Below are 15,333 nucleotides of genomic sequence, written 5' to 3'. Positions count from 1 at the left end.
AAATACAAGTATTTTCATGCATTTAACTATTTTTGAAAAAGAACCACAATCCACCTAAAATATAAGGATAAAAATACGAATAATTCGTATAAAACAAAACTATATATAAAATCAATTTCAAAATAAATATAAATTCATAGTATTTAATATGAATTTCATAGAATAATTGGAGATTAGAAAATGAAAGCCCATGCACAAAAAATAGCTGATGGAGTATACTGGATTGGTGTGCTCGATTGGGATTTAAGAACCTACCACGGTTACACATTAGATGGAACCACTTACAATGCATACATTGTATTTGGAGAAGACGAAGTAGCAATCATTGACAATGCATATCCTGGAAAAACAAAAGAAATGATGGCTCGTATCGACGATGCTTTCGCTCAAGAAGGAAGAGAAGTCAAAGTTGACTACATTATTCAAAATCACGTTGAAAAAGACCACTCCGGAGTATTAGTGGATTTACACAAAAGATTCCCAGAAGCACCAATTTACTGTACAAAAATTGCTGTAAACGGACTTTTAAAACACTACCCTGCACTTGAAGGCGCAGAATTCATTACTGTTGGAACTGGAGACTCCTTAGATGTTGGCGGAAGAACTTTAGCATTCTTGGATGCCTTCTTATTACACTGGCCTGACAGCATGTTTACCTTACTTGCAGATGAAACAGGTATCTTATTCCCTAACGATGCGTTCGGTCAGCACTTATGTTTCACCAAAAGATTCTCAGACGAAATCCCTGAAAATGTCTTAATGGATGCTGCACAAAAATTCTACGCAAACCTGATTACACCACTTTCAAAATTAGTGCTTAAAAAATTAAACGAAGTAGTTGAATTAGGTTTACTCGACTCAATTAAAATGATTGCACCATCTCACGGTCAAATCTGGACTGACCCAATGCAAATCATCGGAGCTTACCAAAACTGGGCTACCGGAGTATGTGAAGACAAAATCACAATCATTTACGATACCATGCACTACTCTACCCAGCAAATGGCTCATGAAATTGCAGAAGGTGCAATGTCTGAAGGTTATGATGTTGAAATCTTCTTCTTGCATGAAGATGAAAGATCAGAAATCGTCAAAAGCATCTTGACCAGTAAAGGAATTGCTGTTGGAGACCCTACAATCAACGATGTACCATACCCAAGTATCGGAGACATCATGTACTACCTGAAAGGATTATTATTCAACAGAACAGGTATTGTAAGAAAAGCAGTTACCTTCGGTTCAATGGGTGGAAAAGGTGGAACACCTGCTATGCTTGCTGAAGAATTAAACAATTGCGGTTTCGATGTAGTTGAATCACAAGAAATCACTTTCGTACCTACTGCTGAAGAAGAAGAAGCAAGTTACGAGTTAGGTAAAAAATTAGCTCAAGCTTGTAAAGAATTATAAGTTGAAAGAATTCATATTCTTTCAAAATTTCTTTTTTTTAAATTTTATCAATTAAAAAAAGCCTGCTACAAGGCTGAATATTATAATCATTGCCATTATAACAGATAATGCATTGACAATAGGTTTATAATGCTCTTCAGATAGTTTATAGCTCAACAATATCTCAAGCATGTATCCGCCGTCCAATGGTTTGAGCGGAAGCAGATTGAATAAACCAATTCCAAGGTTTAACATGAACACCCATTGAAATAGCTCGCCAAATTCAAATAATGCCCAAGGAAGCGGTCCTAAACTATTGTCTTTTAATTCAAAATGTTTGTTTGCTTGGATTCCAAAAAATCCTTTGGATTCATTATTCGGATTCTTATCCAAAGTTAGGGTATAGGCTCCCTGATCCGTTGTTACCGTTACATTGTCCCCAGGCTTGAACGAACTTACAATCTTTAAATATGAAGCGGAATCATTTATTTTTTCATCATCAATAGCTTTTAAAACCATTCCCTCTTTCAGAATGCCATCAGAAGGTGAATCTGAAACAACTCTGTCAATGGCTATTCCATCTTCAGCGAAATAATGCGGAATTCCAAATGAAACCAATGAGACAAGCAGCAATGCAATAACGGCTAATGTAATATTTGCAATTGAACCGGCCGCATAAACTCTCAGCCTGGAAGACCTTTTAGCTTTTTTCAATTCCTCTTCATCTGGCTCTACGAAAGCGCCGGGAAGAATAATAAACAATAACAGTCCAATTGATTTGATTGGTATCTTTTCGCAGACCGCCTGTATGCCGTGTGAAAATTCATGGACAATCAAAACTGTTGCCAATGCTATCAAACCATAGAATAATGGAATATATATTGAAGAACCCGGCATTTCTACACCAGGAATTACAATGGAAACGGCAGGAGCATCAAAAGCCGATGGAATTGACGAAATTAATGTCCATGTAATGAATATCATGGCACCATACGCCACAACAATTCCAACATTCATGTACCATCGCCAGAATGTTGGTGAAAAATTAGAAATTCTAGATATCAGTCCGCGAAGCCTTTGAGTCTTCCACATTATGACAGGGAAGTTTAACTCGACCCCATAATTAGACAGTTTTTCATGGAAAATTCCGACCAATATCCAGATGACAGCAAAAGCTATCAAATAATAATAAATACCATTCATTAAAATGCACCATTACTTACCAAAGTAGTGAATCGAAGAAGACAACATCAACTAAATCGTCCTTTTGATATCCTTCATCATTTTCGTCAATGATGATATAGCTGTTCGCTTCAACCATTGACCTAATTATACCGGAACCTCTGTTCAGCACATGCTTTGCATGTTCATCATCAGAAACTGCGCGTATGAAATCTGTTCTTCCAAGCTGTGAAGGTATTTTAAGCTGGGAAATCCTTTTTTGAATGTGGAAATCAAATGATCTGCCCTGCATCTCAAACAAGTATTTTCTTGCAAACATGTCGAACTGACTCATTGCAGCAACAGGCTGGCCTGATAACGTAAATACCATTTTTCCATTGACAACACCCGCACCTGCAGGTTTGCCCGGCCTTATTGCAACGCCATGGAACAGTATCTTACCTAGCTCTTCGACTACATCCAAAACAACATCACCTTTACTGATGGCTGTTCCTCCAGTAGTCATAATTACATCATATTCCTGACTAGCTTTTAAAACGGCCTCTTTTACTTCATCAAAAGTATCGCCGGCATGACCAATATCGGCAATTGCACCAGAATCTTCAATCATTGCTTTAATGGTGAATTGATTGGAATTAATAATCTTGGCCTTATCAATTTCTTCCTTAGTTGGCTCTACAAGTTCATTTCCTGTAATGATAACTTTAACTCTAGGTTTTTTGTATACTTTAACAGTTGCATAACCCGCTGAAGCAATTAAACCCATTTCCTGATATCTGATGAAAGTATTTTTATCTATAATCTTTTCGCCTTTTTTAATATCTTCAGATTTAGGGCTGACATTTTCACCAGGAGTAACCTGAGAGTAAATAGTCAAATCATCGCCGTCAGTAGTGGTGTACTCCTTCATGATAACGGCATTTGCACCTTCAGGAATCGGAGCTCCGGTTGCTATTACAATAGCTTCGTTTTCACACACATTCTTAGATGAAAAATCTCCAGCGCCGATTGCATCAATAACCTTTAATTCCTTAGGAGCGGATTGTGATGCTCCAAAGGTATTTTCTGCAATTACCGCAAAACCGTCCATTGCTGATTTATCAAATGGTGGCGAATCATGAAAGGCAATTATATCTTCAGCCAAAACCCTTTTATGAGCTTCAAATAATGGAATTTCTTCTATTTCTGTGATTTTTTGATTATCACTGACTAACTTAATGGCATTGTCTAGAGACTCTAATTTAGATAGAAACATTCAAAACTCTCCAAGTTATTTAAGCCATATACTGTTCAATGACACCATGATAAGCATTATCCAATTCTTCAAAAGTAAATTCATGCCTATTAACAATCAATGAGTCGCCTTTTACTTCACCAATGACACTTACATCAACATCGATTTTTGCCAAAATGTCATCCAATGCATCAGGTTTCACTGTTAAAAGGTATCTTGCATGGCTTTCTGAGAAGAGTAATTGAATCTTATCCAGCTCATCATCTTTGAGTTCCACTTCACATCCTTTTCCGGACTTGATAACCATTTCAGATAAAGCAACAGCCAAACCGCCTGCGGAAACATCATGCACTGCAGTAATGTTTTTGTCCTTATCGTTGCTGATTAAGTCTAAAACGCATTGACCGTTTGCAACTTCCTCATCAATCCTGATTCTAGGAGCGGTACCCTTTTCAATGTTGTGAATTGTTCTGTGATATTCAGATCCGGTCAGCTCATCATATGTCTTACCGATTAACAAAATCTTATCTCCTTCGTTTTTAAAGTCAAGGGTTCTGATGTTTTCTATGTCTTCAACACCAATTACCCCTACGGCAGGAGTTGGATTGATTTTAATTCCTTCGGTTTCGTTGTAGAAACTTACATTTCCACTAATGACCGGTGCGTTAAAGTTTTCAGCCACTAAACTCATTCCTTCAATAGCTGTCTTGAATTGCCATAATATTTCAGGAGTTTCCGGATTTCCAAAGTTGAGACAGTCCACAACAGCATATGGTGTTGCCCCCATGGAAATAACATTTCTGATTGCTTCTGCAACACAGCCTGCGGCTCCGTCAAATGGAGATAGCTTAGTGTGAATTGTATTAGAATCAGTGGTAAGCGCAATGGCAGTATTTTCATCAATTCTTAAAACTGCGGCATCATCGCCAGGTTTTACGACTGTCCTTACTTGAACTTCATGGTCATACTGTTTGTATACCCATTCTTTTGAAGCTATGTTCGGACTGGCCAATAGTTTAGGCACAGAATCTTTAATAGGAGGATGTTTAACATCGATTTCTTCTGTATCTTCAGGGATTTCTGCGATAGGTCTGTCAATTGAAGGCGGATCTGCTAAAAGGATAGTCGGTAAGTTAGCAATTTCTTCCCCTTCATCGGAAATTATCATGTTGTTTCCTTCAATCACTTCACCGATGATTGCTGATGCAATTTCATGCTTGTCACAGATTTTTTGAGCTAATTCAACATCATCCGGGTTTATGACAAAGACCATCCTTTCCTGTGATTCTGAAAGCATGATTTCATATGGAGTCATTCCTGTTTCCCTTAAAGGAATTGCACGTAAGTCAACCAATGCACCATTGTTTGAGGAATCCACCAGTTCTGAAATACAACAGGTAAGGCCTCCTCCACCTAAATCTTTTACTCCGCTGACATTGATTTTTTCAAGAATTTCTAAAGAAGCTTCCAAAACTCTTTTTTTGGTGAACGGATCTGCAACCTGTACAGCAGGTCTGTCTTCAGTTTCTGAATCGGATGTTAACTCTTCTGATGCAAATGTTACACCGTGAATTCCGTCACGCCCGGTTGTTCCCCCCATCAAAAGGAATACGTCACCAATGTTTGGTGCCTGAGCACGAACGATTTTGTCCTTTTCGACAAGTCCGACACACATTACATTGACAAGAGGGTTTGTTCTGAATGATTCGTCAAATTCTATTTCACCTGCAACGGTTGGAACTCCTACACGGTTTCCGTAGTCGGAAATTCCTTTTACAACATGTTCAAATAAGTATCTTGATTTTTCATCTTCCAATGGTCCGAATCTAAGTGAATCTAAAAGTGCAATCGGCATTGCTCCCATGGAAATAATGTCTCTTAAAATTCCACCGATGCCTGTACCTGCACCACCGTAAGGTTCAATAGCTGATGGATGGTTGTGAGATTCCATTCCCACAGCTAATGCATATTTATCGGTTACGGATACTAATCCCGCATCGTCACCAGGACCTAAAATAATGTTTTCTCCTTCAGTTGGAAAAGCTCTTAGGAATGGTCTGCTGCTTTTGTAGGAACAATGTTCTGAAAACATTACATCAAGCATTCCTTCTTCCAATTCGTTCATTTCCCTTCCGAGGATTCCTTCGATATATTCAATTTCAGAATCAGCTAAAGTCATCTTAACACCCTTAATTTTTAATTGAAATAATTACCTTTTCTCCTTCAATATCCCATTCTTTGGTATAATCTTTAGAATCTTTACTGCATTCTTCTGTGTCAGTTATAATCAGGCTTTTAGCCCTTACTTCATGAGAAATGACTTCGGACTGCGGTACGATTAAGTCCTTGAATTCGCTTGAAGTTTCAACATCAACGTTGATGTTCGCTTCAACGTCAAGGTCCAAATCTTTTCTCATGTCCTGAATTCTTCTAATTAATTCACGAGCCATAGCTTCCTGTTTAATTTCTAAAGTAACATTAGTATTTACGAATACGTTTCCTCCTTCAAATTCAGAGGATACAAAGTCATCTGGAAGTTCTGAATCGAACAATACTTCTTCTGGAGACAATTCAATGCCTTCGATAGTGACGCTTCCATTTGCTTCCAGGTCTGCCTTGATTTGATTACCGTCTGCTGTTTTCAGGCCTTTTACAACCTTGCCCATGTCACCTTTGAGTTTAGGGCCTAAGATTTTAAGATTTGGTTTTGCATTGAATGACAGTTTATCAAATTCACTGGCTCTTAAAACTTCTTTTGCATTTGATTGATCTTTGATAATTTCTTCTAACTCTTCAATAGCTTTTAAGACGTCTTCGTCTTGTGATACAACAGTAATGTCTGAAACAGGCCATCTTAATTTGTATTGTGCCATGTCACGTGCTCTGATTGATGCTTCAATTACTTCACGGGCAACATCCATTTTTGCCTCGAGTTCTACATCGATTGCTTCCTCATCATATCCCCAATCATTCATGTGAATGCTTTCAGGAGCTTCAGGATTGACTCCTTTAACAAGGTTTTCATAGATTTCTTCTGAAACATGAGGAGCTATAGGACATAATACTGAGATAAGTTTGACAAGTGCAGTGTAGAGACTGTAATAAGCGCCCAATTTATCAGGGTCATCGCTTTCAACCCAGGTCCTTCCACGAATGAGCCTTACATACCAGCGGCTTAAGTCTTCTAAAATGAAATCATTGATTTTTCTTGTTGCCTTGTGGAAGAATAATTTATCCAAATCTTCAGCAACTTCTTTAACTAATGTGTTTGCTTTAGATATGATCCATTTATCTTCTGATCTTAAAATCCTGTCATCTTCTGTTAGGCCAATAGGATTAAACTCATCAAGGGACATGTAGGTTGTTGAAAATACATAGACATTCCATAGGATGTTAAACATCTTATTGATGTTGAGGAGTTCTTCCCATACGAATTTCAAGTCATCCCATGGCTTTGAAGCCCATAAAAGATAGAATCTTAAGACATCTGCACCATACTTTTCTATGACTTCTTCCGGAGAGACTACATTTCCCAAGGATTTTGACATTTTGTTTCCGTTTTCATCCAATACGAATCCGTGCATCAATACTTTTTGATATGGACTTTTACCCATTGAAATAACTCCTGTACCGAGTTGTGAGTAGAACCATCCTCTGGTTTGGTCATGACCTTCTGTAATAAAGTCATAAGGGAACCAATCCTCGAATTTGTCCTTTTCTTCAGGATAGTAAAGTGAAGCCCATCCGGCCACACCTGAATCGATCCATACATCCAATACGTCAGGGATTCTTCTGATGGTTTGGCCACATTTATCACATTTTACTTCGACCTCATCTACATACGGTCTGTGGATAAGTTCAGCGTCCCCTACACTGATTTCATTCAATGATTCCTGTTTTAATTCATCTAAAGAACCGATAACCTTGATTTCACCACAGTCTGGACATTCCCATATAGGAATAGGTATACCCCAGAATCTTTGTCTGGAAATTGTCCAGTCACGGGCATTGTCCACCCAATCATGGAATCTGCCTTCTCCAGCCCATTTAGGTACCCATTCTACTTGGTCAATTTCATCCAACATTTTCTGTTTGATTTCTGTTACTTTCAAGAACCATTGTTTGGTAGCGCGGTAGATGATAGGAGTTTTACATCTCCAGCAAACACCATATCTGTGCTCAATGGTTTCTGCTCTGTACATCAAACCTTTATCCTCTAAATCTTTAATGATTTGAGCGTTTTCTTCTTTTGTAAATCCATCAGCATATTTTCCTGCATCTTCTGTGAAGCATCCGTCCTCTCCGACAGGACAGAAAATTGGAATTCCATTAGCCTGACCAACTTCAAAGTCGTCCGGACCGTGTCCTGGTGCTGTATGTACAAGGCCTGTACCTTCGCCAAGCTCTACATGGTCTCCGGCCAGAACCTTATGAACTGATTCGATTTCATCAAATTCAGCATGTTTTGGAACTTCATCCATGAGTATGTAGTCATAGCTCATTCCAATCAGGTCTTCGCCTTTGACTGTTTTGATAACTTGATACATCACTTCTTTTTCTTCGATGATTTGGTCTTCTTCGTCTTCTGATTCGGCAGGTATTTTAGTTCTGTGTATTTTGACTTGACGGCCCAATACTGTTTCCATTAAGTTTTCAGCTAAAATGTAAGTTTCGCCGTCTTTTGAAACGTAAACATAATCAAATTCAGGGTTTGCACAGATTGCCATGTTTGCAGGGAGTGTCCATGGGGTTGTTGTCCAAACCAGGAAATAGGTATTTTCTTCGCCACGAACCGGGAATTTGATGTAGATAGACGGATCTTCTTTTTCTTCATATTCTATTTCTGCAGCCGCAAGTGCGGTTCCACAGTGAGGGCACCAGCTGATTACTCTCTGGTCATTGACAAGGAGATTTTGCTCATTTGCCCTTTTAAGTGTCCACCATGAAGATTCCATGTATTTCGGGTCTAAAGTCATGTAAGGATCATCCCAATCCATCCAAACACCAAGCTGGTCAAATTGCTGTTCCATTGCAACCTTATTTTCCAAAGCGAATTCTCTGCATTTATCGACAAACTTGTCAATTCCAATCTCTTCAATTTCCTGTTTGGATTGAATATTGAGCAAATGCTCTACTTTATTTTCAATTGGAAGTCCATGCATATCCCATCCAGCTTGTCTTCTTAAGCTAAATCCATTCATTGATTTATAACGTAAGTATGTATCCTTAATAACTTTGTTCCAAGCTGTACCTAAGTGTATTTTTCCACTACAATAAGGAGGGCCGTCCAAAAATGAATATCTTGGGCCTTTTTCCCTAAGTTCATTGACTTTTTTGAAAGTGTCCTCTTCTTTCCAGAATCTTTGCACTTTCTTTTCTATCTTATCGTGATCGAATGATTTATCTGCCTCTTTAATTGGCATTGTAACTCCTCTAAAATTAATATTATGTCTTTAAATGAAAAAATGAACAACTCAACAAATAATCCAAGATGTATTCCATGAGCTTGCTCACATATATAACATTATACTATATATTATCTACTACATAATATATTAACTTATCATAAGGACATTTTTAATTGAAAAGTTTGATATAAAATAAGGTTCAACATAATAATATGAGCTTTCACAGAAAATACAACGCACTTTTTAAATCTGTAGACAATATGATTAAACTCTATAAGATATATAAAAAGAAAAAAGAAGAAGAGAACGAGAAAAAAAATGAAAATAATTCATCTAAGTGACTTCAACTGTCCCTATTCCTATATCGGATTGAAACGAATAGCAAATGCCTGCGCTGAACTTGACCTTGATGTCGAATGGGAAATGGTATCGTTTGAACTTGAACCAAACATAGACAGCATATCAACCGTGGACAGGTTTGCGATAAAAAACGGACTATCACTCAAAGACGCTGAAAGGGAAATTGAAAGAATAGAGCAAATCGCAGAAAATGAAGGATTAAACATCAATTATGATATGGTCCTTAGAAGTTCAAAAGATGCGCACAGACTTGTCAAATATGTGCAGAACAAAAATTATCCGATATCACAGGAACTCATTTTTAAAATATTCGAATCCAATTTAGCCAAAAACGAAAACATTGCAGACCATGAAATTCTAATAGGAATTGCCGCTTCCTGTGGATTGGATGAAAACGAAATAGCTGAACTGCTTAAAAGCGATTCGCTTAAAATCGAAGTGGAGCTTGACATGGATGAAGCAATTTCAAACGGAATAACCACAATTCCATACTATTTTGTAGAAAACAATGATGAAAGACTAATCATTCCAGGAGCATTTGAAAAAGAAAGCTTCAAAATAGCTTTTGAAGACCTGATCAGCGGTGAAATGAAAGACAAAACCTTCATCTGAACTGATGATTTTGTGCATTTTCACACCCTGAAAATCTATTTCTAAATCTAAAATAAAAATCACTTCATGATTTTAAACATGACTAGTGATGAAGTGATTGACGTGACAATTATACATGCGAACTCTTTTTTTAAACGCTTTAAGGGGCTTATGGGCGAAAATGACTTTGATGAAGCAATGCTGTTCTCCAACTTAAAGGGTTCATCCGTCCATAGCCATTTCATGAGATTTGAAATCGATGTATATTTTTTGGATGAAAACAAGATTGTCTTTGAAAAAACGACATTGAAACCATGGAAATTCCATAAGCCTAAAAAACAAGCGGCATATATTTTAGAAACTAAAAAAAATAAGTTAAAATTAAAAATAGGAGATAGATTAGAATTTCTCTAAAATATCTTCTGGGCTTTCAAATATTTGAATATTATCAATGCCCTCTAATTTGCGGGTATTTTCAATATCAATGTCTCTCATATAGATTGTTATGATTTTACCTTCGGAAATTGCATCATACGGACATGTATTTCTGCACAAGCCGCAGCCAATGCATTTTGTCAGGTCTATCTCTTCATGAGGTATGATTGCTCCCTGTTCACATGCAAGAGCCGCAAGACAGTCATCACAGCTTTGGCATTTTGATAGCTCCATTTTGGACGGCAAGACTGTGTCAATTGGACCCGGATGAATATCGACAGGCACCATGTATACCGGAACGGCACCTTTTCCCGCCTGTGCAACCGCATTTGTAACCAATGTGTCTGCAATCCCATAGACGATTTTTGAAACTGTATTTGCTGTAGCCGGTGAGACGATTAGATAGTCGTATTTCCCTAAAGATAAACGACCAGTAATTGGATATGAAAACTTTTGATTGGAATCAGTGGCTAATTCCCTGTATTTACCACCTGTCAGGCGTTCAACACGTTCATAAAGCCCATACATTTTAAGGACTTCTTCAGCCGCACCTGACAGAAATACAGTAACTTCATGTTCACCAGCCAATTTTTCGGCCAAATGTACTGATTCGCGCAGCAAATGACCGGCTCCGGTAAATGCAAATCCTATTCTCATTTTAATCTAATGTGTGATATTGATAAGCTTCTCTATCTGAAAATGCGTAATCAAGTTTTGTGTATTGGTTCATGAATTCAGCGACTTCATCAGCAATGTCCTCTTTATCGACTGCAACACGTTTGATGAATTCAGCGACTTCATCCATTTCTTTTTCTTTTAAACCTCTGCGGGTAATTTCTTGGGTACCTATCCTGATACCGGAAGGATCGTCTGAGTTATCCCTATTGTCTCCAGGCAAGAGGTTTTTATTTAAGATTACATTATTGTCAGCCAATTCTTTTGCAATATCTGATGCGGATCTGATGTTGGTTAAATCTACAGCGATTTGGTGTGACTGGGTGAATCCTAAGTCTTCACATAAGACATTGAATCCCCTTTCATACATTGCCTGACCTAATGCCTGTGCGTTTTTAATGATTTGTTTAGCGTAAGCTTCACCAAATTCCAACATTTCAGCAGTTGCAATACCTAAACCAAGCAAGTGGTGTAAGTGGTGGTTACTTACGACACCAGGGAATACTGCATCATCAATAATTTCTTCATTTTCCTTGTGGGAAAGGATAATTCCTCCTTGAGGACCAGGGAATGTTTTATGGGTACTTCCCATCATCAAATCTGCTCCTTCTTTAAGAGGTTGTTGGAATTGGCCTCCTGCGATAAGACCTAATACATGTGCTCCGTCATACATTATAGTAGCTCCGACCTCATCAGCAGCTTCACGAGCTTCTTTGATTGGGTGAGGGAACAGGAATAGGCTTCCACCGAATAAAACGATTTGTGGTTTCTCTTCGATGATTTTCTTGTTCATCGCATCGATGTCTATGTTCATTACATTTTTGTCCAATGGGTGGAAAACTGTTTTAAGACCACGGATACCTGCTGCACTTACATCAGCATGTGAAATGTGACCGCCTGACGGTACTTCAAGCGCCATTACCTTTTCACCAGGTTTTGCAAAACCAAAGAATGCTGCAAGGTTTGCTGTTACACCGGAAACCGGTTGGACGTTAGCATAGTCACAATCATATAATTTGCAGGAAAGTTTTTTGGTTTTATCTTCAACCAAGTCGACATATTGGCAGCCTTCATAAAATCTTTGGAAAGCCTGTCCTTCTGCGTATCTGTGAGCGAAATCAGTAGCTACAGCTTCAGTCACTTCTACGCTTGTAACGTTTTCGGAGGCAATAAGATTAATACTATTTCTCATATATTCAGTATGTTCTTTTGCAATTTTTTCAAAGTTTAAAATTTCGTCATGATAATTAGCCATTTACTACACCTAATATCCAATTATATAGTTATGATTTAATTTTTGTAAATCATTTAATATAATAGTTATGAAAAATATTCACAAAAAAGTGAAAAACAGATTTACAGAAAAAAATAATAAAAAAATAGAAAAAGATTTCCTCAAAAGAGGAAAGTTAATTTTAACCTTTAATGTACTTTTTCAAGTCTTCAACTTTGTCGGTTTCTTCCCAAGGAAGGCCTTCTATACCGAAGTGGCCGTATTTAGCGGTTTGCTTATAGGCAGTATCCCTTAAACCTAATGTTTCAATGATTCCATCAGGAGTTAACCTAAAGTTTTCACGTACAATTTGCTCGAATGTTGCATCTCCAATGTCTGCTCCAGTTCCGAAAGTATCTACCATTACTGAAGTAGGCTCTGCAACTCCGATTGCATAAGACAATTGAATTTCACATTTGGAAGCAAGACCGCTTGCTACAATATTCTTTGCAATGTATCTTGCCATGTAACATGCACTTCTGTCCACTTTAGTGCAGTCTTTACCAGAAAATGCTCCTCCACCGTGGCGAGCATATCCTCCATAAGTATCAACAATGATTTTACGGCCGGTTAGACCTGCATCCCCATGAGGACCGCCTATTTCAAATTTGCCTGTCGGATTGATGTGTTCTTTAGTGTCTTCTGTCATCAATTCCTGAGGAATAACAGCCTTGAAGAGCTTTTCGCGAATGTCTTCTTTCAATTGTTCCTGATTATCGGACATTGTCTCATCATGCTGGGTTGACAATACTACCGCATCAAGTGAAATGACATTACCGTCCTTATCATAATTTACGGATACTTGAGCTTTACCGTCAGGTCTTAAATATGGAATTTCGCCGCTTTCTCTGAGTTCAGTTAATTTATTGGTCAATTTGCGAGCAAGATCAATTGGATAAGGCATTAATGATTCGGTTTCATTGGTAGCAAAACCAAACATCATTCCTTGATCTCCAGCTCCGGTCTCTTCATCTCCACGGTCTACACCTTGATTGATATCCTGTGATTGTTCATGGAGCCTGTTTGCAACTTTACAGCTATGACCGTCAAATTTTAAATCAGAATTATCGTAACCGATTTCAATAATTGTGTCCCTTACTATTTTTTCAATTTCCTCTTCTGATATATGGGCAGCAGATGTAATTTCACCAAATACCATAGCAAAATCAGTAGTTACGCAGGTTTCACATGCCACATGTGAAAATTTATCCTGTGCCATGTATGCATCTAATATAGCATCAGAAATAATGTCTGCAACCTTATCAGGGTGTCCCTGAGTTACTGATTCTGATGTAAATGTCCTATATACTTCACTCATTTTATCACCAATAATCTGTTAGATTCTCGTTATAATATTTAGATTGAGAAATGAATCAATTATTATACTATTCTATACTATGTTTATCTTAAATATTATATATAAATTATTAAAAATTTGTCATACCATAAGGATATATCCTATTAATTAATGCTTTGATATTTCAAATTGATTTTTAAAACAAAAATCACGTAAACCACTAATACAAAAGCAAGGATTAAAAATATGGCTCCGGAAATGAATATTGACATCACTCCAAATCCATCGACCAAAAATCCTCCAATTGCAATGCCTATTGCTATTCCACCATTCAAAACACTTAAAAAAATGCCGTTTGCAAGTTCCGGACTATCGGGCAAAACTGATGACTCCATGTACTGGATAAGGTTGTAGCCCATTCCGTCCAATACTCCAAATATTAAAATCAGGATTAAAACTGCAATTAGATAATCGGCAAAAAGGTATAGTGCCAAAAATACCGAAGCGCATACCAACTGGAATATAATCAATGTCTCCCTGTCCTTTTTAAATATCAATTTCCCGCCAAGCCAGGTGCCGAATATTGAAAATATGCCATATGTAAATAGGAATATGCTTAATTTATAGGTATAAATATGGCTGACAGTCTGCAGAAAGTAGGGAACGTAATTGTAAACTATGCTGGCGCCGATCGGCATCATTATAATTCCAAGAGTGGCCAGTATAAACTCTTTTGATTTGATAGTTGATAATGGCATTTCATAGCTTTTTGATTTACCCGGAACCTTTGGAAAGAATATTAAAATCAATATCAATGTCAGGAAATTAATCAGGAAGATCCAAGTCATCGCAATTTGATAGCCGAAGATTGTTCCAAGGCCTGTGGTAATCGGCAGGCCAATGATGCTTCCTACTGAAATTCCAAGCAATATTTTTGTTATGTAATCCTGCCTTTGATTAGCGGGTGCAATTTCTTCACAGAAGGTTAGCGAAATTGAAATAAAAGCCGGATAAACTACAGCGGAGAGAATTCTGAATAACGAAGCAACATAGATGCTTTTAGTAAAAACTATTATTATGTTTGAAACTGCAAACACGGACAGGATTGAAACGAATGTTAGCTTTCGCTCAAATTTTGAAAAGAGCAATGGGACAAACAGACCTGTCAGCGCTATTGTAAATGTAAATGAACTGACATACAGTCCTGAAATTGCAATGGTAGTGTGAAAATATTCAGAAATCTGTGAAATAATCCCAATAATGCTTAAAGGTGTATTGATTCCTAATGTTGAAAGCATTAAAATATAAAGGAGCAATTTAGGATTATTTTTCATAACAATAGTTATATAAAAAATATTATTTAAAATTAGGGTTGAAAAAAGTCGTTAAAAAAAAAAGAAAAAAGAGAAATAGAGAATTAATCTCTAAATCTATTTACCTAAGTCTTCAAGAGCAGCACTGATTTGTGCCATAATTTGCTCGGTTTTGAAGT

11 protein-coding genes are annotated in these 15,333 nt (G+C 37.4%); 3 read left to right on the top strand and 8 right to left on the bottom strand.

Going from position 1 to position 15,333, the window contains the following annotated elements:
• The first annotated feature begins 180 nt into the window (after positions 1 to 180).
• The gene (locus E7Z77_RS08920; protein WP_292753105.1) at positions 181 to 1,407 is read left to right on the top strand and encodes an FprA family A-type flavoprotein; all 1,227 of its coding nucleotides are present in this window, start codon (positions 181 to 183) and stop codon (positions 1,405 to 1,407) included.
• A gap of 51 nt (positions 1,408 to 1,458) precedes the next feature.
• On the opposite strand, the gene E7Z77_RS08915 is transcribed toward E7Z77_RS08920, so the two are convergent.
• The 4 genes from E7Z77_RS08915 to ileS are packed head-to-tail and all read right to left on the bottom strand — an operon-like array spanning position 1,459 to position 9,225.
• A complete protein-coding gene (locus tag E7Z77_RS08915) occupies positions 1,459 to 2,589 on the bottom strand; it encodes a site-2 protease family protein (protein ID WP_292753103.1) in 1,131 nt (376 codons plus the stop codon).
• 16 nt (positions 2,590 to 2,605) lie between these two features.
• Positions 2,606 to 3,823, bottom strand: a complete 1,218-nt coding sequence (glp, locus tag E7Z77_RS08910; protein WP_292753100.1) for a gephyrin-like molybdotransferase Glp — start codon at positions 3,821 to 3,823, stop codon at positions 2,606 to 2,608.
• A gap of 19 nt (positions 3,824 to 3,842) precedes the next feature.
• The gene (gene purL, locus E7Z77_RS08905; protein ID WP_292753097.1) at positions 3,843 to 5,981 is read right to left on the bottom strand and encodes a phosphoribosylformylglycinamidine synthase subunit PurL; all 2,139 of its coding nucleotides are present in this window, start codon (positions 5,979 to 5,981) and stop codon (positions 3,843 to 3,845) included.
• A gap of 10 nt (positions 5,982 to 5,991) precedes the next feature.
• Positions 5,992 to 9,225, bottom strand: a complete 3,234-nt coding sequence (gene ileS, locus E7Z77_RS08900) for an isoleucine--tRNA ligase (protein WP_292753094.1) — start codon at positions 9,223 to 9,225, stop codon at positions 5,992 to 5,994.
• 303 nt (positions 9,226 to 9,528) lie between these two features.
• Between ileS and E7Z77_RS08895 the strand changes: the two genes are divergently transcribed.
• Positions 9,529 to 10,182 (top strand): DsbA family protein, encoded by a 654-nt coding sequence (locus tag E7Z77_RS08895; protein ID WP_292753091.1) that lies wholly within the window; start codon positions 9,529 to 9,531, stop codon positions 10,180 to 10,182.
• Positions 10,183 to 10,260: 78 nt separating this feature from the next.
• On the top strand, positions 10,261 to 10,575 hold the full coding sequence (locus tag E7Z77_RS08890; RefSeq protein ID WP_292753089.1) for a DUF192 domain-containing protein: 315 nt from the start codon (positions 10,261 to 10,263) through the stop codon (positions 10,573 to 10,575).
• Here the strand turns inward: E7Z77_RS08890 and E7Z77_RS08885 are convergent.
• The 4 genes from E7Z77_RS08885 to E7Z77_RS08870 form a co-directional block, all read right to left on the bottom strand.
• Positions 10,561 to 11,253: a dihydromethanopterin reductase (acceptor) gene (locus E7Z77_RS08885; RefSeq protein WP_292753086.1), complete on the bottom strand. Its 693-nt coding sequence runs from the start codon at positions 11,251 to 11,253 to the stop codon at positions 10,561 to 10,563. The genes E7Z77_RS08890 and E7Z77_RS08885 overlap by 15 nt on opposite strands.
• A gap of 1 nt (position 11,254) precedes the next feature.
• The gene (gene glyA, locus E7Z77_RS08880) at positions 11,255 to 12,526 is read right to left on the bottom strand and encodes a serine hydroxymethyltransferase (RefSeq protein WP_292753083.1); all 1,272 of its coding nucleotides are present in this window, start codon (positions 12,524 to 12,526) and stop codon (positions 11,255 to 11,257) included.
• 160 nt (positions 12,527 to 12,686) lie between these two features.
• Entirely contained in the window at positions 12,687 to 13,862 is a 1,176-nt protein-coding gene (metK, locus tag E7Z77_RS08875) for a methionine adenosyltransferase (RefSeq protein ID WP_292753080.1), read from the bottom strand.
• Between the two features lie 143 nt (positions 13,863 to 14,005).
• A complete protein-coding gene (locus E7Z77_RS08870; RefSeq protein WP_292753077.1) occupies positions 14,006 to 15,175 on the bottom strand; it encodes an MFS transporter in 1,170 nt (389 codons plus the stop codon).
• Between the last annotated feature and the right edge of the window lie 158 nt (positions 15,176 to 15,333).

It is taken from the genome of Methanobrevibacter sp., from assembly GCF_015062985.1.
Taxonomy (GTDB): domain Archaea; phylum Methanobacteriota; class Methanobacteria; order Methanobacteriales; family Methanobacteriaceae; genus Methanocatella.
This window is presented reverse-complemented; position numbering and strand designations above follow the sequence as displayed.

Coding starts and splice junctions, on each gene's coding strand:
- E7Z77_RS08915 (WP_292753103.1), bottom strand. CDS start 2,589: ATGAATGGTATTTATTATTATTTGATAGCTTTTGCTGTCATCTGGATA.
- glyA (WP_292753083.1), bottom strand. CDS start 12,526: ATGGCTAATTATCATGACGAAATTTTAAACTTTGAAAAAATTGCAAAA.
- E7Z77_RS08895 (WP_292753091.1), top strand. CDS start 9,529: ATGAAAATAATTCATCTAAGTGACTTCAACTGTCCCTATTCCTATATC.
- E7Z77_RS08870 (WP_292753077.1), bottom strand. CDS start 15,175: ATGAAAAATAATCCTAAATTGCTCCTTTATATTTTAATGCTTTCAACA.
- ileS (WP_292753094.1), bottom strand. CDS start 9,225: ATGCCAATTAAAGAGGCAGATAAATCATTCGATCACGATAAGATAGAA.
- E7Z77_RS08890 (WP_292753089.1), top strand. CDS start 10,261: ATGACTAGTGATGAAGTGATTGACGTGACAATTATACATGCGAACTCT.
- E7Z77_RS08885 (WP_292753086.1), bottom strand. CDS start 11,253: ATGAGAATAGGATTTGCATTTACCGGAGCCGGTCATTTGCTGCGCGAA.
- purL (WP_292753097.1), bottom strand. CDS start 5,981: ATGACTTTAGCTGATTCTGAAATTGAATATATCGAAGGAATCCTCGGA.
- metK (WP_292753080.1), bottom strand. CDS start 13,862: ATGAGTGAAGTATATAGGACATTTACATCAGAATCAGTAACTCAGGGA.
- glp (WP_292753100.1), bottom strand. CDS start 3,823: ATGTTTCTATCTAAATTAGAGTCTCTAGACAATGCCATTAAGTTAGTC.
- E7Z77_RS08920 (WP_292753105.1), top strand. CDS start 181: ATGAAAGCCCATGCACAAAAAATAGCTGATGGAGTATACTGGATTGGT.